Annotated in this window: 17 protein-coding genes, 2 tRNA genes and 2 pseudogenes; 13 read left to right on the forward strand and 8 right to left on the reverse strand. The window is 75.5% G+C overall.

From position 1 onward, the window contains the following. Positions 1 to 362: 362 nt before the first annotated feature. Positions 363 to 1,433 carry a DUF4232 domain-containing protein gene (locus VM636_RS15730; RefSeq protein ID WP_338484900.1) on the forward strand — a complete coding sequence of 357 codons (1,071 nt, stop codon included), beginning with the start codon at positions 363 to 365 and terminating at the stop codon, positions 1,431 to 1,433. A gap of 902 nt (positions 1,434 to 2,335) precedes the next feature. Here VM636_RS15730 and VM636_RS15735 read toward each other — a convergent pair. Continuing rightward, positions 2,336 to 3,193, reverse strand: a complete 858-nt coding sequence (locus VM636_RS15735) for a bifunctional DNA primase/polymerase (RefSeq protein ID WP_030420132.1) — start codon at positions 3,191 to 3,193, stop codon at positions 2,336 to 2,338. A gap of 383 nt (positions 3,194 to 3,576) precedes the next feature. Between VM636_RS15735 and VM636_RS15740 the strand changes: the two genes are divergently transcribed. The 3 genes from VM636_RS15740 to VM636_RS15750 all read left to right on the forward strand — a co-directional run bounded on the left by VM636_RS15740 (position 3,577) and on the right by VM636_RS15750 (position 6,726). After that, positions 3,577 to 3,903: a hypothetical protein gene (locus VM636_RS15740; protein WP_030420133.1), complete on the forward strand. Its 327-nt coding sequence runs from the start codon at positions 3,577 to 3,579 to the stop codon at positions 3,901 to 3,903. Positions 3,904 to 4,363: 460 nt separating this feature from the next. Then, positions 4,364 to 4,921, forward strand: coding sequence for a SigE family RNA polymerase sigma factor (locus VM636_RS15745; RefSeq protein WP_030420134.1), 558 nt, complete (start codon positions 4,364 to 4,366; stop codon positions 4,919 to 4,921). Between the two features lie 128 nt (positions 4,922 to 5,049). Further along, positions 5,050 to 6,726: a long-chain fatty acid--CoA ligase gene (locus tag VM636_RS15750; RefSeq protein ID WP_030420135.1), complete on the forward strand. Its 1,677-nt coding sequence runs from the start codon at positions 5,050 to 5,052 to the stop codon at positions 6,724 to 6,726. 118 nt (positions 6,727 to 6,844) lie between these two features. Here the strand turns inward: VM636_RS15750 and VM636_RS15755 are convergent, their stop codons facing one another. Then, the gene (locus tag VM636_RS15755; RefSeq protein ID WP_338484903.1) at positions 6,845 to 11,476 is read right to left on the reverse strand and encodes a PAS domain-containing protein; all 4,632 of its coding nucleotides are present in this window, start codon (positions 11,474 to 11,476) and stop codon (positions 6,845 to 6,847) included. Positions 11,477 to 11,703: 227 nt separating this feature from the next. Continuing rightward, complete coding sequence (locus tag VM636_RS15760; protein ID WP_053913069.1) at positions 11,704 to 12,276, reverse strand: SSI family serine proteinase inhibitor; 573 nt, start codon at positions 12,274 to 12,276, stop codon at positions 11,704 to 11,706. 165 nt (positions 12,277 to 12,441) lie between these two features. Here VM636_RS15760 and VM636_RS15765 point away from each other — a divergent pair. The 6 genes and pseudogenes from VM636_RS15765 (at position 12,442) to VM636_RS15790 (ending at position 16,360) form a co-directional block, all read left to right on the forward strand. After that, positions 12,442 to 12,532, forward strand: a tRNA-Ser gene (locus VM636_RS15765). 208 nt (positions 12,533 to 12,740) lie between these two features. Continuing rightward, positions 12,741 to 12,813, forward strand: a tRNA-Arg gene (locus VM636_RS15770). A gap of 134 nt (positions 12,814 to 12,947) precedes the next feature. Next, a pseudogene (locus tag VM636_RS15775) lies at positions 12,948 to 13,058 on the forward strand (NUDIX domain-containing protein); the annotation flags it as partial. Positions 13,059 to 13,414: 356 nt separating this feature from the next. Then, entirely contained in the window at positions 13,415 to 14,296 is an 882-nt protein-coding gene (locus VM636_RS15780) for a DUF2797 domain-containing protein (protein WP_030420138.1), read from the forward strand. A gap of 331 nt (positions 14,297 to 14,627) precedes the next feature. After that, positions 14,628 to 15,533 (forward strand): amidohydrolase family protein, encoded by a 906-nt coding sequence (locus VM636_RS15785; protein WP_053913099.1) that lies wholly within the window; start codon positions 14,628 to 14,630, stop codon positions 15,531 to 15,533. Between the two features lie 86 nt (positions 15,534 to 15,619). Next, entirely contained in the window at positions 15,620 to 16,360 is a 741-nt protein-coding gene (locus VM636_RS15790; RefSeq protein WP_030420140.1) for a response regulator transcription factor, read from the forward strand. 143 nt (positions 16,361 to 16,503) lie between these two features. Here the strand turns inward: VM636_RS15790 and VM636_RS15795 are convergent, their stop codons facing one another. Together VM636_RS15795 and VM636_RS15800 are read right to left on the reverse strand one after the other, a co-directional pair. After that, on the reverse strand, positions 16,504 to 16,986 hold the full coding sequence (locus VM636_RS15795) for a PPOX class F420-dependent oxidoreductase (RefSeq protein ID WP_030420141.1): 483 nt from the start codon (positions 16,984 to 16,986) through the stop codon (positions 16,504 to 16,506). A gap of 9 nt (positions 16,987 to 16,995) precedes the next feature. Then, positions 16,996 to 17,406, reverse strand: coding sequence for an STAS domain-containing protein (locus VM636_RS15800; protein ID WP_051821308.1), 411 nt, complete (start codon positions 17,404 to 17,406; stop codon positions 16,996 to 16,998). A 219-nt stretch (positions 17,407 to 17,625) separates the two neighbouring features. Between VM636_RS15800 and VM636_RS15805 the strand changes: the two genes are divergently transcribed. Then, entirely contained in the window at positions 17,626 to 18,369 is a 744-nt protein-coding gene (locus VM636_RS15805) for an ANTAR domain-containing protein (protein ID WP_051821309.1), read from the forward strand. 18 nt (positions 18,370 to 18,387) lie between these two features. Continuing rightward, a pseudogene (locus tag VM636_RS15810) lies at positions 18,388 to 19,065 on the forward strand (GAF and ANTAR domain-containing protein). Here VM636_RS15810 and VM636_RS15815 read toward each other — a convergent pair. From VM636_RS15815 to VM636_RS15825, 3 genes are all read right to left on the reverse strand, one after another. Next, positions 19,048 to 19,869, reverse strand: a complete 822-nt coding sequence (locus VM636_RS15815; protein WP_030420145.1) for a YceI family protein — start codon at positions 19,867 to 19,869, stop codon at positions 19,048 to 19,050. The pseudogene VM636_RS15810 and the gene VM636_RS15815 sit on opposite strands and share 18 nt — an antisense overlap. A gap of 112 nt (positions 19,870 to 19,981) precedes the next feature. After that, entirely contained in the window at positions 19,982 to 22,531 is a 2,550-nt protein-coding gene (locus tag VM636_RS15820; RefSeq protein ID WP_078962567.1) for an MFS transporter, read from the reverse strand. A 13-nt stretch (positions 22,532 to 22,544) separates the two neighbouring features. Then, positions 22,545 to 23,045, reverse strand: a complete 501-nt coding sequence (locus VM636_RS15825; RefSeq protein ID WP_030420147.1) for a MarR family transcriptional regulator — start codon at positions 23,043 to 23,045, stop codon at positions 22,545 to 22,547. 204 nt (positions 23,046 to 23,249) lie between these two features. Between VM636_RS15825 and VM636_RS15830 the strand changes: the two genes are divergently transcribed. Beyond that, entirely contained in the window at positions 23,250 to 23,453 is a 204-nt protein-coding gene (locus VM636_RS15830; protein ID WP_030420148.1) for a hypothetical protein, read from the forward strand. Positions 23,454 to 23,507: the final 54 nt, after the last annotated feature.

The following is a 23,507-nucleotide window of genomic DNA, read 5'->3' on the forward strand; positions in this document are numbered from 1 at the left end:
TCGCTGCACACGCACCGGAGTCAAGCAAAGGAGACCTGACGCTGAAAGGAGAACGGATCACCACGGCCGGGGTGTCCGCCGTCTTTCATCACTTCCCATGAGGAGTCGCGGCGCGCCGGGTCAACCGAACGGTGGAGTTCCGCCGTCCGGTGCCCCGGCGTTGACGACGAAGGGGTCCGGCGGGGTCGGCGCGACCGCTGCCGGGGCCGGTCCGGACGGGCCCGGCCGGCCGTGCGGGGGCGCGTACGGTGCCCGCGGCCCGGCCCCCGGAGCGGGGCGCGGCGTGTCGCTGTGACAGGGCTGTGACCGGAGGAGTGGCTTCCGTCACGGTCGTGCGCGGGGAGTGCTGGTGGGGTGGGGCGATGCGTACCCCGAAGCCTTTCGTGGTCACCGGCGCCCTGCTCGCCTCCCTCGTGCTCGGTGCCTGCGGTACCCAGACCGCCGGGCGAGGAGGGGGCGGGGAGACCGGTGCGACCGAGGCCGCGGTGCGGTGCGGTGCGGTCGTGACCGTGGACGCCGCCGGGGCTCCGGTGAGCGGTGAGGTGGACGGGGTGCGGATCACCGGTGTGTCGGGGGTGCCGGCGGGCGGGTCCTCGCCCGGTTCGGGCGAGTCGCCCGGACCGGACGGCGGGGCGGACGGCGAACGCCCCGGCGCGGCCCGCCCCGGGGACGTCTCCGTCACGGCGGACACCCTTCCCGCACCCGGCGAGCCGGTGGACGCGGGCCGGCCCCGCTGCACGGTCACGTACACGGTGACCAACCCCGAGAAGGAAGCGTTCACTTACACCATCACCTTCGGCTTCCACTCCGCACAGGAGCCCGCCCACTCCCGCACGCACCGGGCGGTCGTCGAGGTGGAGGCCGGGGGCACGCTGCGGCGGACCGTGGAGGAGAACGCGCCCCTTCTCGGCTTCGACCGGATCGGCGTCAGTGACGTGAAGCGGGTGCCGACCGCGCAGGCTCCCGCCGCCGCGGGCACGTGCCCGGCCTCCGGGCTCCGGCTGACCGCCGACGACGGCGACGCCGCCGCGGGACTGCGCGTCGTCGGACTCCACCTGGAGAACTGCGGCACCCGTCCGTACGCCGTCGAGGGCTACCCCCTGCTCGACCTGCTCGACTCCGCCCACCAGCCGGTCGAGGGCATCCGGATCGTGGAGGGCGGCAAGGGCGTCGCGCTCGTGACGGGGTTCGACGACCCGCCCCGGCCGGTGACGCTGAAGCCGGGCGAGGCCGCCACGGCGGGCCTGATGTGGCGCAACACCACGGAGTTCGGCGAGGCGGTGACCGTGCCCTACGTCAGGGTCCGCGCCCGCGACGGCGCCGCGCCGGTCACGGTGACGCCCCATCTCGACCTGGGCACCACGGGCACGCTCGGCGTCAGCGCCTGGCGCGAGGAGCCCCCGGACCGGGCCGGGGCACCGGCACGGCCCTGACATGACCCGGCGGGCCCGGCAGCCGCCGGCCCGCCGACCGTCCCCGGCCGCCTCCGGGCCCGCGGACCGCTGAGCCCCGCCTCGCCGAGCCGACGGCGGCCGGGCTGCCTGTGCGCGAGCCGGCCGTGCGTCGGTGGCAGCGGGACCGGGGCTGAGCCCCGCCGCGCCGAGCCCGACGGCGGCCGGGGCGGCGTGTACGTGCGTCGGCCGTGCGCCGGTGACAGGGGACCGGCTGCGTCCCGCCTCTCCGAGCCGATGCCGGCCCGGCCGCCTGGACGCACGCCGCCCGCGTCTCGGTGCCAACGGGACCGGCTGAGCCGATGCCGACCCGGGCTGGCCGGTACGCGCGCTCATCGCGCGTCGGTGGCGGCCGGGCCCGTGTCGGCCGGGCCGTACGGGGGCGCGGGCAGCGGCGCGCGCCGTACGGGTGCCGCCACCCCCCTGCGGACCTCCGGACCGGTGACCGGAAGGGGCGGCTCCGGCGTACGGGGCGGCGGTGCCGCCGCAGGTGCGGGGCGAGGGGCCCGTCCGCAGGTGGGGAGCGCTCGGCGGCGGGCGTGGGCGCCCCGGTGCGCCGGTCGCCTGAGGGCCGGGGCCGGGTAGTCCTCCAGCGAGTCGGCCCCGCCCGATGCCGGTGCCCCGGCGGCGAGGGTGAGGCGCCGGCGGGAGCGGCCGGGCAGGTACGGCCCCGGGACCCGGCGGCCAGAGGCCCCGGCGATCCGGCGACACGGCCACCGGACAACCAGGTGACCAGGTGACCAGGTGACCAGGCATACCCGGGGCCCCGGGTCCGGCGCCCGGGTTCCGCGCAGGGACCCGGTGGCCGGCCGTTCCCGGACCGGACGGAGGAGGCGGAGGCATGTCGTGGGCGTGGGGGCACCGCGGTGCCCCGGGACGGGCGGTCAGGGCTGCCGGGCGGTCAGGCGGGCCGCCGAGGCGAGGGTCGCGCGGGCCTCCCGTTCGGTCAGGCCGGTGTGCAGCGCGGCGGCGATCAGGGGCGCGCGCAGGGCGGGTCCGAGGCCGTTCTCGTAGGCGCGGCAGGCCGCCCAGAACAGGCGGGTGTTGCGCTGCCCGGCGTGGGCGGCCCGTACGAAGCGGACGAGGCCGCCGCCGTGCCCGCCGTCCGCCGGGGAGACGGTGCGGGGCGGCGGGACGAGGAGGTGGAGCAGGGTGGACGGGCAGGCCGCCGGGGCCAGGTGGGCCGTGCCGGGGGCGACGGTGTACGTGCCGCGCCGGGTGCGGGAGCCGGGGCCGACGAGGTAGCCGCCGGTGCCGCGGACGTCGACGCCGGGTGCGAGACGGCCCGCCGAGTTGGGGACGGCGACGCCGGGCGGCCCGGTCAGCCACAGGTGACGGCCTCCGCTCGGGGTGCGGACGACCACCGTGGGCGGTATCGCGAACAGCCGCCGCAGCGCCTGTTCCCGCAGGCCGGCCGAGGCGCCGGGGCCCGGAACGGTGTCCACGTCGATGCCGATCAGGTGGTGCGGGGGCCGCCCGCAGGCGATGCCGTAGCCGGTCGCCCAGGGGGCGGCGGCGAAGAGCCGGCGGACCCGGACGGGGTCGGCCGAGGCGTCGTGCACGCCGTGCCCGAAGCGGCCGCACTCGCCGCGGCAGGGGCTCGCGTCCGGGGCGTCGCGGTGCGGGGAACGCAGGGCCGGGAGCTTCGTCCGGGACAGCGGGAGGACGGCCAGGCCGCGGTCGGCGGCGGCGAGTGCGTGCGCGAGGGCGGGCGTGGTGGCCTGCCGGCCGGTGGGGGCCATGCCCCCATGGTCGTACGTACGTTCGAAAAAAGGAAGGGGGCTCGCGCGGGGCGCACCGGGATCGGTGGAGGGGGCGGCGAGGTGCCGGAACGCTTCACCTCTTGCGGTGCTTGGGGCGGTGATGCCGGAAGTGCCCCCTGGTGGCAGGACAAGGGGTGTGAAGGGGTTTATCGGCATGTCCCTCACGCTTGAGGGCGAATCACGGTGTCCGGGTGGTTCGCCCGGGGAGCGAGGGGCAGCCTGGTCGTGCGACGTCGTCCACACGCCGAGGCGGTCGGCCAACTGCCTTGGCACACAAGCTCGTTCACAGTGTCAGCCGTCATTTTCCCACTTCTCGCGCCGTCGGCAGGAAGCCGGTGCGCACCTTGTTCTGGAGGAACAACATGGCAAGCATCCGTACCGCCCGCGTCGTCGCCGCCGTCGCCGCCCTGCCGCTGGCCGCCGCCCTCTTCGGCGGGATCGCGACGGCCGACAGCGGCGCCCTCGCGGACGACGGATCGCGCGCGACCGCCTCGGAGGCGTACTCGGGCATCCTCGGCAGCGGCGTCGGCAGGGACAACTCCGGCAACTCGGCCACCACGCAGCAGCAGGCGGTCGGTTCCGGCGCCTCGAACCAGAGCAACACCGCGCAGGTGGACGGCTCCGCCTTCACCGCCGTCAACCAGGGCAACGCGAACGTCGCCGTCAGCTTCTCCCCGCTCTGGTGGTGAGCTGAGGGCCGGCGTCCACGCTCCGGCGCCGGTCCCTCGTTCTCCGCCCGGGTGCTTCACGGGGTCGCAGGACGTCCGGGCGGCGGTGCTCCGGTACCGTCGCCCGGACGTCTTCCCGTGCCGCGTTCTCCGGACGCCGTCCGCACCGTTTCCCCGGGCGCCGTCCGCACCGCGCCGCCCGGACGTCGTCCCGTATCCCTCCCGTACCGATCTCGCGCCGCCCTCCCGTCCGGGGCCGGGGCGCCGCGAGCCCCGCGCGGTCGAGCCCCGGCCCGGCCGGCCCGGGGAGCGCAAGGGGGCCTGCCCCCGCACCACCCTCAGGGGTGAACCCGTACGCACCCCGCTCCCCCCGTCCACCCAGAGGAGGTGGAGCCTGCCCCACCCCTACAACCTGAGGCGGACTCCGCTTCGGGACCTGCGGCCGATCCGCCGCACAGGGGCCCGCTCATAGCGTGGAGACATGACCACACCCGTCTGCACCAGCGCTTCCCAGGCCGCCACGGCGGTGACGCGGACCGTGCCGTACCCCTCGTTCTCGTCGTACGTCGAGGCCCGGCAGCCGGTGCTGCTGCGCACCGCCCGGTCGCTCACCGCGAACCCGAGCGACGCGGAGGACCTGCTGCAGACCGCGCTCACCAAGACCTACGTGGCCTGGGAGCGCATCGAGGACCACCGCGCCCTCGACGGCTACGTGCGCCGGGCGCTGCTGAACACCCGTACCTCGCAGTGGCGCAAGCGCAAGGTCGACGAGTTCGCCTGCGACGAGCTGCCCGAGCCCGACCCGCTGCCCTGCGGGGACGACCCGGCGGAGCGGCAGGCGCTGCGGGACGCGATGTGGCGGGCGGTCATGCGGCTGCCCGCCCGGCAGCGGGCGATGGTCGTCCTGCGCTACTACGAGGACCTGAGCGAGGCCCGTACGGCCGAAGTCCTCGGGGTCTCCGTCGGCACCGTGAAGTCGGCGGTGTCCCGGGCGCTCGGCAAGCTCCGCGAGGACGCTGAGCTGGGGTTTATTCGATGATGGGGTGATATGTGACGGTATGGTGTGCGAGTCCGAGGGGTTCCCGCAGGTGATCGATCACCCGGACCTAGTGACATACCGCGCGGTATGTGCGCAGAATCGGCGCAACCCTTACCGCCGCGTAGGCAATGTCGCCCCGGGAGGACACCGTGCTGAGCACGATGCAGGACGTACCACTGCTGATATCGAGGATCCTGACCCACGGGTCGACGATCCACGGCACTTCCCAGGTGATCACGTGGACCGGTGAGGGCGAGCCGCAGCGCCGCTCCTTCGCCGAGATCGGCGCCCGCGCGGCCCGGCTGGCACACGCCCTGCGCGAGGACCTCGGCATCCGCGACGACGACCGGGTGGCCACCCTCGCCTGGAACAACGCCGAGCACGTCGAGGCGTACTTCGCCATCCCCTCGATGGGCGCGGTCCTCCACACCCTCAACCTCCGCCTCCCCGCCGAACAGCTCGCCTGGATCGTCAACCACGCGGCCGACCGGGTCGTGATCGTCAACGGGTCGCTGCTGCCCCTGCTCGCGCCGCTGCTGCCGCACCTGAAGACGGTCGAGCACATCGTCGTCGCCGGGCCGGGTGACCGCTCCCCGCTCGACGGCGCCGGCGTCCCGGTGCACGAGTACGAGGACCTGATCGCCGGGAAGCCGGACACCTACGACTGGCCCGAGCCGGACGAACGCAGCGCCGCGGCCCTGTGCTACACCTCCGGCACGACCGGCGACCCCAAGGGCGTGGTGTACAGCCACCGTTCCATCTACCTGCACTCCATGCAGGTCAACATGGCGCAGTCGATGGGGCTGACCGACCGGGACACGTCCCTCGTGGTGGTCCCGCAGTTCCACGTGAACGCCTGGGGGCTCCCGCACGCCACCTTCATGACCGGCGTCAACATGCTGATGCCGGACCGCTTCCTCCAGCCCGTGCCCCTCGCCGAGATGATCGCGGCGGAGCGGCCGACGCACGCCGCCGCCGTGCCCACCATCTGGCAGGGACTGCTCGCCGAACTGACCGCACGGCCGCGCGACGTCTCGTCCCTCACCCAGGTCACCATCGGCGGCTCCGCGTGCCCGCCCTCCCTGATGCGGGCCTTCGACGAGCTGGGCATGCGCGTCTGCCACGCCTGGGGCATGACCGAGACCTCCCCGCTCGGCACCGTGGCCCGGCCGCCGGCCCACGCCGTCGGCACCGACGAGGAGTTCGCGTACCGCGTCACACAGGGCCGCTTCCCGGCCGGCGTCGAGGCCCGCCTCACCGGACCCGGCGGCGAACGCCTCCCCTGGGACGGCGAGTCCGCCGGCGAACTGGAGGTCCGCGGCCCCTGGATCGCCGGCGCCTACTACAACGGACCCGACGCCGAGCCGCTGCGCCCCGCCGACAAGTTCGGCGAGGACGGCTGGCTGAAGACCGGCGACGTGGGGACCATCTCCCCGGACGGGTACCTCACCCTCACCGACCGGGCCAAGGACGTCATCAAGTCCGGCGGCGAGTGGATCTCCTCCGTCGAACTCGAGAACGCCCTGATGTCGCACCCGGAGGTCGCGGAGGCCGCCGTCGTCGCCGTCCCGGACGACAAGTGGGGCGAGCGCCCGCTGGCCACCGTCGTCCTCAAGGAGGGCTCCACCGCCGACTTCGCCTCCCTGCGCGCCTTCCTCGCCGAGGAGGGCAAGATCGCGAAGTGGCAGCTCCCGGAGCGCTGGACGATCATCGAGGCGGTGCCGAAGACCAGCGTGGGCAAGTTCGACAAGAAGGTGCTGCGCCGCCGGTACGCCGACGGGGACCTGGACATCACCCGGCTCTGACGGGGCCGCCCGCCCCGGGTGGTCCGCTCCCCGACGGGAACGGCTGCGCGGGCCGCGCCCCGCCCGCGACCCTCCGGCCCCGCTCCCGCCGCGCGCATCGCCCGCGGCGGGAGCGGGGTCAGTTGGTCCCGATGCGGGAGAGCAGGTCGACGATCCGGGTCTGCACCTCGTCGCTGGTGGAACGCTCCGCCAGGAACAGCACCGTCTCCCCGGACGCCAGCCGCGGCAGGTCGGCCGGACCTATGGCGGCGGTGTAGACGACCAGGGGGGTGCGGTTGAGCTGCCCGTTCGCGCGCAGCCAGTCCACGATCCCGGCCTGGCGCCGGTGCACCTGCATGAGGTCCATGACGACCAGGTTCGGCCGGAAGTGCCCGGCCAGGGCCACCGCGTCGGTGTCGTCGGCGGCACGCGCCACCTGCATCCCGCGCCGTTCCAGCGTCGCGGTGAGGGCGAGCGCGATCTCCGCGTGCTCCTCGATAAGCAGGACGCGCGGCGGGTGCTGTTCGCTGTCCCGGGGCGCGAGCGCCTTGAGCAGGACGGCGGGGTCGGCGCCGTAGGCGGCGTCGCGCGAGGACTGGCCGAGCCCGGCCGTGACCAGCACCGGTACCTCGGCGGCGACCGCCGCCTGCCGCAGCGACTGGAGCGCGGTCCGCGTGATCGGCCCGGTCAGCGGGTCCACGAACAGCGCGGCCGGGAACGCCGCGATCTGCGCGTCGACCTCCTCGCGGGAGTGCACGATCACCGGCCGGTAGCCGCGGTCGCTCAGCGCCTGCTGGGTGGAGACGTCCGGCGCGGGCCAGACCAGGAGGCGGCGCGGGTTGTCCAGCGGCTCCGGGGGGAGTTCGTCGTCCAGCGGCTGCGGACGCGGCGGGTCCGCCACCTCCACGGCACCGCCGGGACCGTCCAGCGGTTCGGGACCCTCGGCGGCGTTCTCGTCCGGTGCCCCTATGGCGTACGACCGTCCGGGGCCCTCGCCCGCCGGAACGGGACGGCCCTGCGGCCCCCCGAGCGACGGCGGCGGCGGTGTCTCCGGCCCCTGCGCGGGCGCCTGGACCTGCGGCTGCGGCTGGATGGTGCCCGGACGCTGCGGACGCGCCGCCTGCTCGGGACGCCCGGCGGCCGGGTCGGGCGGGGTACCCAGCTTGCGGCGCCGTCCGGAGCCGCCCGGCTGCTGCGGGGCGGGCGTGGCCGACGGCTGCTGCACCTGCACGGCCTGGCGGTTGAAGGGCACGCCCTGGCCGAGCGTCCGCACGCTGATCGCCCGGCCCTGCGTCGCCTGGGCGTCCGCCGGAGCCGCGGCTTCCGCCGGGAGGGGCTGGGCCGCGCGGGTCGTGTTCTCCGGTGGCAGCGGGGTGCCCCGGCTCGGCGTGAGGGCCGGGGCGGGGGCGGCCGGCGCGGGCGCCGCGGCGGCGGGCCGGGGCGCGGGGCCCGTGGCGTCCCGCGGCGGTACGGGGGTGCCGGCGTCCGGCGTGTCGGCGGTGGCGGGCCACGGCTGCGGCGCCGGGACGGCCTGCGCGGCGGGGGCCGGCTGGGCGGCCGGGGGCGGCCCGGCGGGGGCCACGGGAGCGTCCGGTGCCGGTACGGACTGCGCCGGAGCCGCCGGAGCCGCTGGTACGGGGGCGGGGCCGGCGGGCGGGGCGGCCACGGCCCGGCGACGGCGCCCCGTCGGGGCCTCGGTCGGGTGGGGCTGCGGCGGTGTGTGGTCGTCGTCCTGGTCGTGCGGGACGACGTCGTGTTGTCCGTCGTGGCCCGGGGTGGCACCGGGGGTGGCCGGCGCGGGCAGCGGAAGCCCGCCCGCCGGCACGGGCGCCTGCCCCATGGGCGGCACGGGACCCATGGGCCCCGCCTGTCCCCCGGGCGCCGCCGTTCCGGGCATCGGGACCCGGCCCGTCTGCCCCGCCGGAAGCGGAGCCGGAGCCTGACCGGGTACGGGCGCCTGGCCCGGCACGGGCACCGGACCCGGGGCCTGCCCGGGCACCGGGACCTGCCCGGTGGGCCCGGGGACGGGTGGCAGCGGCGCCCCGACCGCACCGGCGGGACCGGTCACCGCAGCCGCGGGACCGGCCGCACCGCCCGCACCCGGCGCGCCCACGGCGCCCCCGGGCGCCACGGAACCGTCCGTGCCCGCGCCCGGCTCCGCCGGGGCCTCGGCGGGCCGGTCCGCCTCGGCGGGCGGCAGGGCGAAGACCTGGCGGGGGGCCGCTTCCTGTGCGGCGGCCCGCTCGTTCGCGGAGGCCAGCGCGCGGCGCCGGCGTCCGGTCGGCTGCGCGCCCTCGGCCGGGACCGGCTCGCCGGCCTGCGCGGGCAGGGCCGGGGGCAGCGCGTGCTGCGCGCCGTCGGCCTGCCGCGCCCGCTGCCCGGTCCCGGCCGGCACACCCTGCGCGGGCGCGGGAACGCCCTGCGGGGGCACGGTGCCGCCGAGCCCGGTGTTGGAGGCCGCGGCACCCGCCGCGTGCTCGGCGGCCGTGACGACGGCCCCCTCGGACACACCGGCCACCGCCGGGAGCGCCGGCACGCCGGAAGCGCCCGTGTCCTCCGCGGGCCGGCCGCGCCGCCGCCCCGTACCGCCGGAACCCTCGCCCGGCGCCGCCTGGGCCGGGACCGGCGCCGTCTCCTGGCCGGCCGCCCGGCGACGGCGCCGCCCGGTCGGCACGGCGCCCTCCGTCCCGGGACCGGCGGCCGGGGCCTCGCCCTCGCCGGACGCGCCCCCCACCTCGCTCTCCAGGAAGGCGTCGACGGAGGACCGCCGCGCCCGCCGCCGCCCGCCTCCGGCCGGAACGTGCCCGGTATCGCCCTCGGGCACGTCCACCACACCCGGGGCCGTACCCTCGGCACCCTCGGCACCCGCGGCCACCGAAGCACCGGCAGCCCCTGAGCCGACCGGATGCGCATCCGGAGCCGCACCGGGGACCGCGCCCGGAGCCGCACCAGGGATCACGCCCGGGGCCGCACCGGGGACCGCGCCCGGAGCCGCCCCCGGGATGGCGCCCGGAACCACGGCCACGGCCGCTCCCGCCGCCTCCGGCGCGGTGGCCGGGCCGGCCTCGATCGCGGCGGCGGCCGGTGCCGCGGTGGGCGCGACGGTGCCCGCGCCGCCGCCGATCGGCACCTCCAGGACATAGGCGCTGCCGCTCATGCCCGGCACCTCGTGCGTCTGGAGCACCCCGCCGTGCGCGCGCACGATGCCGCGCACGATCGGCTCGTGCACCGGGTCGCCGCCGGCGTGCGGGCCGCGCACCTCGATGCGGACGACCTCGCCGCGCTGCGCCGCCGCCACGACGACCGTGTTGTCCAGGTAACCGCCCGCCGACCCCTGCGTGTTGCCGGTCGCGTCCACGCCCGCCACATCGGCGATCAGGTGCGCGAGCGCGGTGGCGAGCAGCCGGGGGTCGACCTCGGCCTCGATGGGCGGCGCGTGCACGGCGAACTGCACCCGGCCCGGACCGATCAGCTCCACGGCGCCGTCGACGCCCGCGGCGACGACCGCGTCGAGCATGACCTTCGTCCGGGCGACGGTCTCGGCGCCGGTGTCGAGCCGCTGGTAGCCGAGGACGTTGTCGATGAGGGTGGTGATCCGCGAGTAGCCGGCGGTCAGGTGGTGGAGCACCTGGTTGGCCTCGGGCCAGAGCTGCCCGGCGTCGTCGGCGGCGAGCGCGGCCAGTTCGTGGCGCAGTTCCTCCAGGGGGCCGCGCAGGGAGGTGGCGAGCAGCGTCAGGAGCTGGTCGTGCCGGGCGGCGAGGGCCTCGTAACGGTCCTTCTCGCGTTCGCCGAGGGCGGCGTAGCGGTCCTCGTGGGCGGCCAGTTCCTCGGCGTGCGCCTCCTCCAGGCCCTCGATCTCGGAGAGGTGCTGGAGGCGCAGCGCGGTCAGCTCGGAGGCGTGTTCCTCGGCGAGCCGCTCCAGTTCCCCGGCGTGCCGCCGCTCGGCCTCCTCGTGCTCCTTGACGAGTTCGTCGTGGGGCCGCCGGTCCGTGAAGGTCATCACGGCGCCGACGAGCTGGTCGCCGTCCCGGACCGGCGCGGTCGTCAGGTCGACGGGGAGCTGGTCGCCGCTCTTGGAGAACAGCACCTGCCCGCGCACCCGGTGCTTGCGCCCGGAGCGCAGCGTGTCGGCCAGCGGCGACTCGGCGTACGGGAAGGGGGAGCCGTCGGCGCGGGAGTGCAGGACGAGGGTGTGCAGTTCGCGTCCGCCGAGGTCGCTCGCCCGGTACCCGAGGATCTGGGCGGCGGCCGGGTTGACGAGGACGATCCGCCCGTCGGTGTCGGTGCCGACGACGCCCTCGGAGGCGGCCCGCAGGATCATCTCCGTCTGGCGCTGCGAGCGGGCCAGCTCGGCCTCGGTGTCGACGGTGCCGGAGAGGTCGCGGACGACGAGCATCAGCAGTTCGTCGCCGGTGTAGCCGGAACCGTCGTACGCCTGCTGGCCGTTCTCCAGGTTGGCGCTGGCGACCTCGACGGGGAACTCGCTGCCGTCGGTGCGGCGGGCGACCATCCGCGTCGGCTTGGTGCGCGCCCGGGGGTCGACGTGGTCCGGACGGCGCATGGAACCGGGGATGAGCCGCGAGTCGAACTGCGGCAGCAGGTCCAGCAGCCCGCGTCCGACCAGCGCCGTGCCCGGCGCCTCGAACGCCTCCAGGGCGATGGAGTTGGCGTTGACGACGGTGCCGTTGGCGTTGACCAGTAGCAACGCGTCCGGCAGGGCGTCCAGTATGGCTGCGAGGCGAGCAGCGCCTCGGGATGGCCTGCTGCTCACGAGACGCTTCCCTCCTGGTTACCGCACTTGCCGACCGCCTGGGCCATCTTGCCAACCGGCTCGCGGCGTGTCACGCGAGGGAGTCTATGCGCTGGGCCACGGAGTGCGGCGCGGGATGAGAGAGAGGTCGCACGACGAGATGAGGCAGACGGCGCCACCGGACGCCCGCCGGGGCGCGCGGACCGGTCCGGTACGCCCCCCCTGTGCCCGGCGCCCCGGCCCCGCCGCTACGCCCCCGCCCCCGGTGCGCGCAGGTCGGGCAGCAGCGGCACCATGCGGTCCCAGCGGGAGATCTCGCAGCCGTTGCTGCGGTCGTACGTGGCGTTGACCGCCCGCCCGTCCCAGACCCCGGTGACGTGCGCGGTGGCGGGGCCCCCGTACTGGAGGGTGCAGATGCTGCCCTCCGGCACCGGCGCGAAGGTCTCCTGCCCCCAGCGCGCGTTCCCGTCCACCACGGCGCACGCGCCGTCCGGATCGGGGTGGCTGCCGCCGCCGGGCCGGCAGTACAGCTCGTACGACCCGTCCGCGCCGGGCCCGGCGTCCCGCACGGTGATGGTCAGATGATCGCCGGCCGGCGCCTCGTCGCCCGGGGCCGGGGGCACCGGCGACCAGACGCCGCCGCTCCCGGCGAGGTGACCGGCGCCGAGCCCGGTGACGTGGCCGGTGACGTGGCCGGAACGGTGCCCGGCGAAGGGCCCGGCGTCGGCGTACGCGGCGGAGGAGAGGGAGGCGAGCGCGGCGACGGACACCACGACGGTGCCGAGGCGGCGGGCGGCTGAGTCAGGGATGAGCTGCACCATGCCCTGATCAACGCGCGGGGCCGCCGGACGTTGCGGGACCCCCCATAAGGGCTTTGCCGTGCGGCCTGCCTGCCAGTACCGTAGGGGTCGATTGGTGACACCCCGCTCCACTGTGTCATCATCGGCACGCACCACTCGCGCTCGTGCGCGAAGGGTGATGCGTCTGGAGGCGTCGCCTAGTCCGGTCTATGGCGCCGCACTGCTAATGCGGTTTGGGTTTTAACACCCATCGAGGGTTCAAATCCCTCCGCCTCCGCACCGCACACCGAAGCCCCGGCCCCACGGCCGGGGCTTCGGCGCTTCCGGGCCCTTGCCCGCAGGGGCTCGCGGAGGGCGTCTCCGCAGGTCACAAGGGGTATGGGCAATGGATTTCACATGACGGCGGCAGTCATGTAATGTTCTTCCTGTCGCCGCGAGCGGGCCGAAAGGACCGGGAGCGGCGGAATAACCGAAGAAGAAGACACGCACTCGTAGCTTAACGGATAGAGCATCTGACTACGGATCAGAAGGTTGCAGGTTCGAATCCTGCCGAGTGCACAGCAGTCCAGAGGCCCTGCGGAGCAGTCCGCAGGGCCTCTGGCTTTGCCTTGACGGCAGTGACTGGACGGCAACCGCCCCGGAGGGCGGGCGGGAAGCCGATCAGACGGCTATCGCGGCACCGGCCGCACCGCGGCATGGAGATGACCGACTCACTCCCGGGAACGGCCGTCCGTGAGGTGGAGGAAGAAACCGGTCTGGACGTAGAGAGCACCGGGCTCGTGGGCACGTACACCGACCCTCGCCGGGGGACGGTACGCAGCGGAGATCGACCGGTGCAGCCGGTACGGGACGGTCCGATGGCGCGTGGGGTGCCTGTGGTGGGCCGGGTCCGGCGTGGTGGAGCACGGGGGCCGTGGTGGCGGCGGCCGTCGCCGCGCGGGCCGGGGCCTTCGGGACCGTCGCCGGCCAGGCCGTCGTGGCGGTGCTGTCTGCCTCCTGGCCGTCGGCGGGGCCGCTGTTCAGGCGCACGGGGAACGGGGCTGCCGGGGTCTGCCGACGGCGGCGCGCTGCGCGGAGGGTTCGTAGACCGGCCGGGCCCTTCGGCCGCGGGCCCCCGGTACGGCCGGCGTTGTCGGTGGCTGCCCCTAGGCTCGGGGTGATGGGACGGGTGTGGACGTGTACGGGGCTGCGCTGGGGGGAGCGCGGGCCTGAGCTGTGCTGGGCCGGGGGCGGGCGCTCCGCGCTGACTTGGGGGAAGAGGGTGGCCTTCGCGGTCGCCGAGGGGGGTGGGCGGACGTGCGGGGGAGCGCGGGGGCACCCCTGTCCGCTGCGGGCGCCGGTGCCGGGGCGGAGCACCGGGGGGCGGTGCGAGGAGTGCGCGCGGCTGGAGCGGGCGCACTCGGTGGCCGCCGACACGGTCGCCGACGACCCGCGGCCGTACCGGGTGTACCTGGCCTGGTTCGGGCCGGGCCTCGTCAAGGTCGGGATCACCGCCTCCGCGCGGGGCCCGGCGCGGCTGCTGGAGCAGGGCGCGGTCTGTTTCACCTGGCTCGGGGAGGGGCCGCTGATGGCGGCGCGCCGCACCGAGGAGACGCTGCGTGCCGCGCTCGGCGTGCCCGACCGGGTCCCCTACGCCCGCAAACGGGCCGTGCGGGGCGCGCTGCCGGGTACGCCGGGGGAGCGGGCGGCGGAGCTCGCGGAGCTGCACGCGCGGGCGGTCGCGCTGGCCGGACGGCCCGAGTCGTTGGTGCCGGCGCCCTTCCGGGCCGTCGACCACGCCGGGGCCTTCCGGCTCGCCGAGGCGGGCGAGGGCCCCGCGGCCGTCGGGGAGGTGACCGAGCTGGTGCCGGGCGGCGCGGTCGGGGGCGAGTTGCTGGCGGTCGCCGGGCCGGACCTGCACCTGGCGACCGAGCGCGGCGCCGTCGTCCTCGACGCGCGGCTCCTGCCGGGCTGGGGGCTGCTGCCCGCCGGGGGCCGGCCGTGCGCCGTGCCGGTTCGGGAGTTCAAGGAGGCGGCCGGGGTGCAGGACGGGCTGTTCTGAGCCTTACGGTGGACCCGGCACCCGCCGCCGGGTGATCGTGGACGGCATGAGTGATCACGACACCGTGCCGGAGGGCGCCGACCCGGACGAGGACCGCCACCAGGACCGTCACGCCGCGCGGGTGAGTCCCGGTCCCGGTGAGGCCCACCGCGGCACGCCCCCGAGCGCGGCCCCCGACGCTGCCCACCGCGCTGCGCCGGTGGACCACCGCCCGGGTGAGGCCGGCCACCGAGCCCACCGCACCGCGCCGGAGGGCGCCGACCCGGACCACCACCCCGGCCGGCCCCGCCCCGCGGCCCCCCACCCCGTCGACCCCGGTGAGGTCCGGGAGGTGCGCGGGTTCTGGCAGGGGCTCGGCCTGCCCGGACTCGTCGACGTGCACACGCACTTCATGCCCGAGCGCGTGCTGCGCAAGGTCTGGGGCTACTTCGACGCGCTCGGCCCGCTGACCGGCGGTGTCGAGTGGCCCATCACCTACCGGCACGAGGAGGACGAACGCACCGCGCTCCTGCGGGCGTTCGGCGTCCGGGCCTTCACCTCCATGCTGTACCCGCACAAGCCCGGCATGGCCCGCTGGCTCAACGACTGGGCCGCCGGCTTCGCCCGGCGCACCCCCGACTGCCTCCACACCGCGACCCTCTTCCCCGAGCCGGACGCCGAGGCGTACGTCCGCGAGGCCGTCGAGGACGGGGCGCGGATCTTCAAGGCACACGTGCAGGTGGGGGCGTACGACCCGGCCGACGAGCGGCTCGACGCCGCCTGGGGACTGCTCGCCGAGGCGGGCGTCCCCGTCGTCATCCACTGCGGCTCCGGACCCGCCCCCGGCGCGCACACCGGGCCGGAGCCCGTCGCGCGGGTGCTGGCCCGCCACCCCCGGCTGCGGCTGGTCGTCGCCCACCTCGGCATGACCGAGTACGAGGAGTTCCTGGGCCTGGCGGAGCGGTATACGGAGGTGCGGCTGGACACGACCATGGCGTTCACCGACTTCAGCGAGCGGCTGGCGCCGTTCCCGCGCCGGGCGCTGCCCCGGCTGGCGGCGCTCGGCGACCGGGTCCTGCTCGGCACCGACTTCCCGAACATCCCGTACCCGTACGCGCACCAACTGCGGGCCCTGGAGCGGCTGGGGCTGGGCGACGCCTGGCTGCGGGCCGTCTGCCACGACAACGCCGCCCGCCTGTTCGGCCTGGTCCCCGCCCGGACGGCGCCCGGGGCTCCCGAGCCCGGAGGGCGCTCCTGAGTCCCGGCCCGTCGGCATCCCGTTTCTCAGGGAAATCACAGGGTGTCGCAAGAGCCCTCTCAGAGCGCCCCGGCAGCCTGTCCGGCATGACCACGACCGCGCCCCAGGGGCGCACCGCACTGCTCAGGCCGGACGGGAGCCCCGTCCGCGTGCTCGTGGTGGACGGCGAGCAGTCCATCACCGACCTGTTGTCCATGGCCCTGCGGTACGAGGGCTGGCGGATCCGCAGCGCGGGCGACGGGCTCGGCGCCGTCCGGGCGGCCCGCGAGTTCCGGCCGGACGCGGTGGTGCTGGACATGATGCTGCCCGACATGGACGGGCTGAGCGCGCTGGGGCGGCTGCGCCGCGGTCTGCCGGACGTCCCGGTGCTCTTCCTGACCGCCAGGGACGCGGTGGAGGACCGGATCGCGGGGCTGACCGCGGGCGGTGACGACTACGTCACCAAGCCGTTCAGCCTGGAGGAGGTCGTCGCCCGGCTGCGCGGGCTGATCCGCCGCTCCGGGGCCGCCGACCGCCGCCCCGACTCGGTGCTGGTGGTCGGCGACCTCACCCTCGACGAGGACAGCCACGAGGTCACCCGGGGCGGCGTGGACATCCACCTGACCGCCACCGAGTTCGAGCTGCTGCGCTTCCTGATGCGCAACCCGCGGCGGGTGCTGAGCAAGGCGCAGATCCTGGACCGGGTCTGGTCCTACGACTTCGGCGGCCGGGCCAACGTCGTCGAGCTGTACATCTCCTACCTGCGCCGGAAGATCGACGCGGGCCGGGAGCCGATGATCCACACCCGTCGCGGCGCCGGTTACCTGATCAAGCCCGCCGCGTCCTGACCGGAAGACCGGCCCCGGCCCCCGGCCCCGTGCCCCTCACTCCCCGCTCCGTCCCGGCCGCGTACACCCCGGCCCCGTACGCCTCACTCGCCCCCGGCCCAGGACCCCCGCCACCAGCCCGCCCGTCCTCGCGTCCCCGTGCCTCAGTCCCCGCCGCCACGCCCCGCCGCCACCCGCGCCGGGAAGCCGCCCGTCGCCACCGGGCCCCACCGATCCGGTGTGATCCTGAGCAGCGACTTGCCCTGTTCGGCCATGGCCCGCCGGTACGCGTCCCAGTCGGGGTGCTCGCCGGCGACGGCGCGGTAGTACGCGACGAGGGGTTCCACGGAGTCGGGCGGGTCGACGACCTCGGCGGTGCCGTCGACCTGGACCCAGGGGCCGTCCCAGTCGTCGCTGAGCACGACGAGGGTGACCCGGGGGTCCCGCCGGGCGTTGCGCGTCTTGGCCCGTTCCGGGTAGGTGGAGACCACGATCCGCCCGGAGCCGTCGACCCCGCAGACGACCGGCGAGCCCTGGGGGTCGCCGCCGGCCCGGCGGGTCAGCAGCACCGCCCGGTGCCGGGGGCGGACGAAGTCGAGCAACTCCGCGCGGGAGACACGGGTGTTGGTCGCTGTTTTCGGTGCCATGCCGTCACCCTAGGGCGATTCGTCCGGCCGGTCGCGGGGAAGCCGCCCGGCGGGTGACGTGCCGGTCCCGGCCGCCAGCGCCTCCGCCAGGTCCCCGTGGACCGGCACGTCGCGGCGCAGGCCGGACAGCTCCAGCACCCGGTACGGGACGCTCCCCGGGGCCGCCACGACCCGCAGCAGGGCCCGGCCGCCCAGCCGGCGGCGCACGTCGTCGAGGAGGCGGACGCCCTGGGAGTCCATGAAACGCGTGCCGGAGAGGTCCAGGACGAGCAGGCGCAGCGGGCCGGTGCCGGTCTCCGCGGCGGCCAGGACGAGCGGCAGCAGCCCGGCGGCGTTGCAGAAGTCGATCTCGCCGGGCAGGGCGAGTACGGCGCACCCGGGCGGTTCCGGGGGCCCGTACGGTCGGGGGAGCGGGGTCACGGCATCACCTGGCAGACGTGCGTCCGGCTTCCGGAGAGGCCGCTTCCTGACCCGGCGGCCATTCCATCACGACGGGCGCCGGGCCCGGAAGGGCGGCGCTGCCGGACCGTCGGCCGGGCGTCACCGCTGCGCAACCGAGCAGCTAAAGTGCTATCCGTCCTGTGCTCGCAGTCGGGAATGTGCTGCGGAGCTCTCCTGCGCACGGCCTCCGGGCCGGGCATGCCGAAGAGGTTCGTGGTGGCTGCGTCCGAATTTACTGATTTGCCGCGTTTTCCGGTGGGTTTCGAGCTGGCCGAAGCCCTGACCACAGCGGCCCGGCGCCTGCACGAGACGGGCTCGGCGGACACCACCCTGCGCACCGCGGTCGAACTGGCCGTGCACCTCATGCCCGGCGCCGAGCACGCGGGCATCTCCGAGATAGACCGGGGCAGCCGCCGCACCCTCGCCTGGACCGACGAGGTCGTGCGCTTCGCGGAGGCCCGGCAGGGCGGCGGGGAGCCGCACCCGGACTGGGAGCACCTGTGGTCCACGCCCGTGGTGCGGATAGAGGACAGCGACGCCGACGGCGGCGCCAACACCCTCTCCGGCCTCGGCCTGCGCTCCGCGCTCTCGCTGCGGCTGCGCGCCGACCGGCGCCGGCTGACCGTGCTGACCGCGTACGCCAGCAAGCCCCGCGCCTTCGACGAGGACGGGGTGCGCATCGGCCGGCTCTTCACCGCGCACGTCAGCCTGGCGCTGGACTCGGCGACCGTGCGCGACCAGCTCACCGAGGCCATGCGCACCCGGGACCTGATCGGCCAGGCCACCGGCATCCTCATGGAGCGCCTCAACATCGACGCGGCCGGCGCCTTCGAGAGCCTGGTGCGGGCCTCGCAGCGGGAGAACGTGAAACTGCGCGATCTCGCCCGGCGCATCGTCGACGCCAACGACACCGCGGGCGGACGAGGCGTCAACGACCGCTGACGGGATATCCGTACCGGCATGACCTCGGACTCTCTCGACACGCTCGGCCAGGCGATGGCGCGCAGCCGCGGCCTCGACACCCTGCTGCGCCATCCGACCGACCGTGCGATGGCGGAGGTGCCCGGCGCGGCCCCCTGCTCGATCACGGTACGCCGCGCCGGGCGTCTGACGACCCTGGCCGGCAGCTCCGGCCTCCCCTGCGGCCCGGACCTGCGCCAGTACGAGAACGGCTCGGGCCCCTGCGTGGACGCCGCCGAGACCGGCCGCCCCCGGTACGCCCCCGACCTGGCGGCGGAGACCCGCCGGCCGGAGTACACGGCGTACGCGCGGGCCGCCGGGGTGCGTGCGGTGCCGGCGCTGCCGCTGCCCGTCGAGGGGAGACGGGCGCCGCCCTCAACCTGTACGGGACCGGGCCCGGCGCGCCGGCCCGGTCCTTCGCGGAACGGGCCGCCCGCGCGGTGAACGAGGCGGTGCGCATCGAACGGCAGCGGGCCTCCGCCGCCGACGTGCGCACCGCGCTGCTCTCCCGGGGGGTGATCGACCAGGCGGTCGGCATCGTCATGGCCTGGGAGCGGACCGACGCGGAACGGGCGCCGGCGCGGCTGCGCCGGGCCTCCCGGGATCGCCACGTCAAAGCTGCGGGACCTCTGCGCGGAGCCGGCGGCGCGGACGGGCGGTTCACCCGGCCGGCAGTGACTCGCCCTGGACGGCCTGCACGTCCAGTTCCACGCGGAGCGTGGTGCCGACGGCGGCGATCCCGGCCTGGAGGACCTGGTGGTGGTTCATCGCGAAGTCCTCGCGCCGCAGCCGGGTGGTGGCGCGGAAGGCGGCGCGGGTGCCGCCCCACGGGTCGGCGCCGGTGCCGAGGTAGGCGAGGTCGAGGTCGACCGGGCGGACCACGCCGTGCAGGTGCAGGTCGCCGTGGACGGTCCAGCGGTCCGGGCCGGCCTCGGTCAGGCCGGTGGAGCGGTAGGTGATCTCCGGGAAGCGTGCGGCGTCCAGGAAGTCGGCGGAGCGCAGGTGGGTGTCGCGGGCGCCGTGGCCGGTGTCGATGGAGGCCGCCCGGATCACCGCCTCGACGCGGGACTTGGTGACGTCGTCCGGGGCGATCTCGATCGTCCCGGAGAAGTCGGTGAACCGGCCGCGCACGCTGGAGATGCCCAGGTGCTGGGCGATGGCGGCCACGCTGGAGTGCGCCGGGTCGACGGTCCAGGGGCCGGGCGGCGGCAGTTCGGTGCCGCCCTGGCGGGCGAGCGTGACGGTGCCGGCGTCGGCCCGGCCGCTCGCGGTCACGAGGGCGCCGGCCGCGGCGGGCGCGTAGCCGACGGCGGTGACGACGACGGTGTAGGCGCCCGGTTCCAGCACGGTGGTGTCCCGCACCGCGCCCTCGGCGTCCGCCTCGGCGCGCACCACCTGGCGGCCCGCGCCGTCGGTCAGTGTGACGACCGCGTGCGGCACGGCCCATCCGTCCCGCGTGCGGATCCTCGCGGTCAGTCCCATCCCGTTTCTCTCTCCTGCCGAAGGTGGACGAACAGGGGTCGGCGCAGGCCCGCGGGCGCGCCGGCCCGTACGGACCCCGTGGGCCCCGCGGAGCCCGCGCGCCGGGGCCCGGCTACTCGCCCGGGTGGGCGAGCGTGATGTCGTGGCCGTCGACGCCGGGGCCCTCGACCGTCAGGGCGGTCGCCACGGGCGGGTAGCCGGTCGCCACGACGGTGTACTCGCCGGCGTCCAGGTCGGTGAAGGCGTACGCCCCGTCCGGTCCGGTGCCGGCCGTGCCGGCCACGTTGCCCGCCGCGTCGATCAGCGTGACGCGGGCGTCGGCGAGCGGGCCGTGCGGGGCCCGGACGACGCCCTGGAGCCGGGCGCCGGGCCGGAGGCCGACCTCGACCCGGGCGACGCCGGTGCCGCCGACCTCGACGGGCAGGGCACGCGGCCGGAACCCGGGGGCGTTGACCGCGACGGTCACGGTGCCCGGGACCAGCTCGCTGAGGGAGAACTCGCCCTCCTCGCCGGTGGTGGCGGTGGCCAGCAGGTCGCCGCGCACATCGGTCACGATCACCATCGCGCCGGCGACCGGCCGCCCGCTCTCCTCGGCCCGCACCAGCCCGCCGAGGCCGCTGGTGCCGCTGAGCAGGATGTCGTAGGCGACCGGCTCGTCGTGGACGACGACGGTGGACGCCTGCGGCTGGAAGCCGTCGGCGGAGGCGATCAGGACGTACGAGCCCGCGTGCGGCGCGTCGACCGCGTAGGTCCCGTCGGCCTGGGCGACCGACCGGCCGAGCTGGCGTCCCGACAGGGAGATCAGCGTGACGGCGGCGTGCGGGACGGCGGCGGACTCGTGGCCGCGGACGGTGCCGCGGACCGGGATGCCGCCGGGGGCGGGCTCCCGCTCGGCCGCGGCGGTGGCGAGAGCCGCGGCCGAGGGGGCGGTGGCCCCGGTGGCCGTCTCGGCGGCGGTCTCACCGGCGCCGGCCGGGACGGCGGACGGTCCGCCGGCCGGGACGGTCCCGGCGGCGCGGGCGGCCTCGGCCGGGGCGGGGGCCACCGGGGACGCGGTCTCGGCGGACGCCTGGGCGGCCTGCGCGAGGGCGCCGGAGGTGCGCAGCGGGACCTCCTTGATGAAGAGGGTCACCAGGAAGGCGAGGAAGGCGATCGGCGCGACGTAGAGGAAGATGTCGGCGATGCCGTGGCCGTAGGCGCTCTCCAGCCAGGTGCGGATGGGCGCGGGGAGCAGGTCCATGTCGGGGATCCGCCCGCTGCCCATGGCCTGGCCGGCCGCCATCCGCTCCTCGGGTCCGAGCTGCCCGATCGTGTCGGTGGCGTGGTGCGTGATCCGGCTGGACATCACGGAGCCGAGCACCGAGACGCCGACCGCGCCGCCCAGCGAGCGGAAGAAGGTCACGACGGAGGAGGCCGCGCCCAGGTCGCCGGGGGCCACCTGGTTCTGCGTGCACAGCACCAGGTTCTGCATCATCATGCCGACGCCGAGACCCATGAGGGCCATGAAGACGCCGATGTGCCAGTACGGGGTGTCGTACCGCATGGTGCTCAGCAGGCCCAGGCCGGCCGTCAGGAGCAGGCCGCCGGCGAGCAGCCACCCCTTCCACTTGCCGGTCTTGGTGATGATCATGCCGGAGGCCGTGGAGGAGACGAACAGGCCGCCGATCATCGGGATGGTCATGACGCCGGACATGGTCGGCGACTTGTCCCGGGCGAGCTGGAAGTACTGGCTGAAGTAGACGGTGCCCGCGAACATGGCGATGCCGACGAAGAGCGAGGCCAGCGACGCCAGCGTGATGGTCCGGTTCCGGAACAGCCGCAGCGGGATGATCGGCTCGGCGGCCCGGCTCTCGACGAACAGGAAGACCAGGGTGAGCGCGATCGCGCCGCCGACCATGAGGGACGTCTGCCAGGAGAGCCAGGCGTACTTGTCGTCGGCGAAGGTGACCCAGATCAGCAGCAGGCTGACGGCCGCGGTGACGAAGAAGGCGCCGGCCCAGTCGACCTTGACCTGCCGCTTGACCACCGGGAGGTTCAGCGTCTTCTGCAGGACGAGCAGGGCGATCAGCGCGAAGGGCACGCCGACGTAGAGGCACCAGCGCCAGCCGAGCCACGAGGTGTCGGTGATGACGCCGCCGAGCAGCGGGCCGCCGACGGTGGCGACCGCGAAGGTGGCGCCGAGGTAGCCGGAGTAACGGCCGCGCTCCCGCGGGGCGATCATCGCGGCCATGATGATCTGCGCCAGGGCGGACAGGCCGCCGGCGCCGAGTCCCTGGATCACCCGGGCGGTGATCAGCATGGACGGGCTGTGCGCCAGGCCGGCGACGACGGAGCCGACGACGAAGACGCACAGGGCTATCTGGACCAGGGCCTTCTTGCTGACCAGGTCCGCGAGCTTGCCCCACAGGGGGGTGGAGGCGGTCATCGCCAGCAGTGAGGCGGTGACGACCCAGGTGTAGGCGCTCTGCCCGCCACCGAGGTCGGTGACGATCTGGGGCAGGGCGTTGGTGACGATGGTGGAGGACAGGATGGCGGCGAACATGCCGAGCAGCAGCCCGGACAGCGCCTCCATGATCTGCCGGTGCGTCATCGGAGCGTTGTCGGAGGTGCCTCCCCCGTGCTTGGCATGAGCCCGCACACCGGTTGGTGTGGTCGTTGCCATGGACTTCCTTCGCTTATGTGGTGATCGCGGGTGTACGGGTGGACGGTGCGGCCCCGGAGGGTGCGGGAGGCCGGGCCGGCGGGACCCGGCAGTCGTCGAAGCTGGCCCGGAGCCGCGCCATGAGCCGGGTGAGCTGGACGACGTCGGCGTCGGGCCAGTCGCTCAGCCGGTCGGCGAGCATCCGTGTGGTCCGCTCGGACATCTCGTCCAGCAGTTCCTCGCCCCGGGGCGTGAGGCGCAGGATGCGCGAGCGCTTGTCGGCGGGGTCCGGGGAGCGGGCGATCCAGCCTCGCTCGGCGACGTGGGCGACGTGCCGGCTGGTCACCGACATGTCGACGGCCAGCAGCTCGGAGAGCTTGCTGATGCGCATGTCGCCGTGGCGGCCGAGGAGCGTCAGCACGGCGGCGGAACCGCCGGGGCAGTCGGCCGGCAGCAGCCGGCCCAGCTCCCGCTTCACGGCTCCGAAGGCGCTGAACTGTCGGATCAGCTCGTCGTACTGCGCCTGCTCGGCCATCACGCCTCCCGGTTCGTTGCTTAGGGCAACGATAAGTTCTGATGGTTGCTACAGGCACATAAAAAGCCCGCCGAAGGCATAAAAACTTGGCAAAGGCAAGTATTGCGACCGTAAATGCCCAGGTGGCAGGGGATGCGGGGTCTTCCGCGGTGTCCGCGGACCCCCGCTTGGGCCTGCCCCGCGGATTCGCTAGTGTCTCGCCCCATGGCTAACAACCAGGGCCCCCAGGGCAATTACGATCCCGCCGGCAGCACCCAGATGTTCCGCGCGTTCGTCGACGAGGGCGCCCCCCAGGCTCAGCAGGCGGCGGACCCCGTCGCCTCGGCCGGACCCCGTGTCGGTCTGATCGTCGGCGTCGTGGCCGCCATCGTGATCGTCGCGGCCGTGGCCTGGCTGGCGCTCGCGTAGGACCGGAGCCGTTCGCACGGCACATCACGACCGCCACGGTGCCCAGGGGCGCCG

The sequence above is a fragment of the Streptomyces sp. SCSIO 75703 genome (genome assembly GCF_036607905.1).
GTDB lineage: Bacteria > Actinomycetota > Actinomycetes > Streptomycetales > Streptomycetaceae > Streptomyces.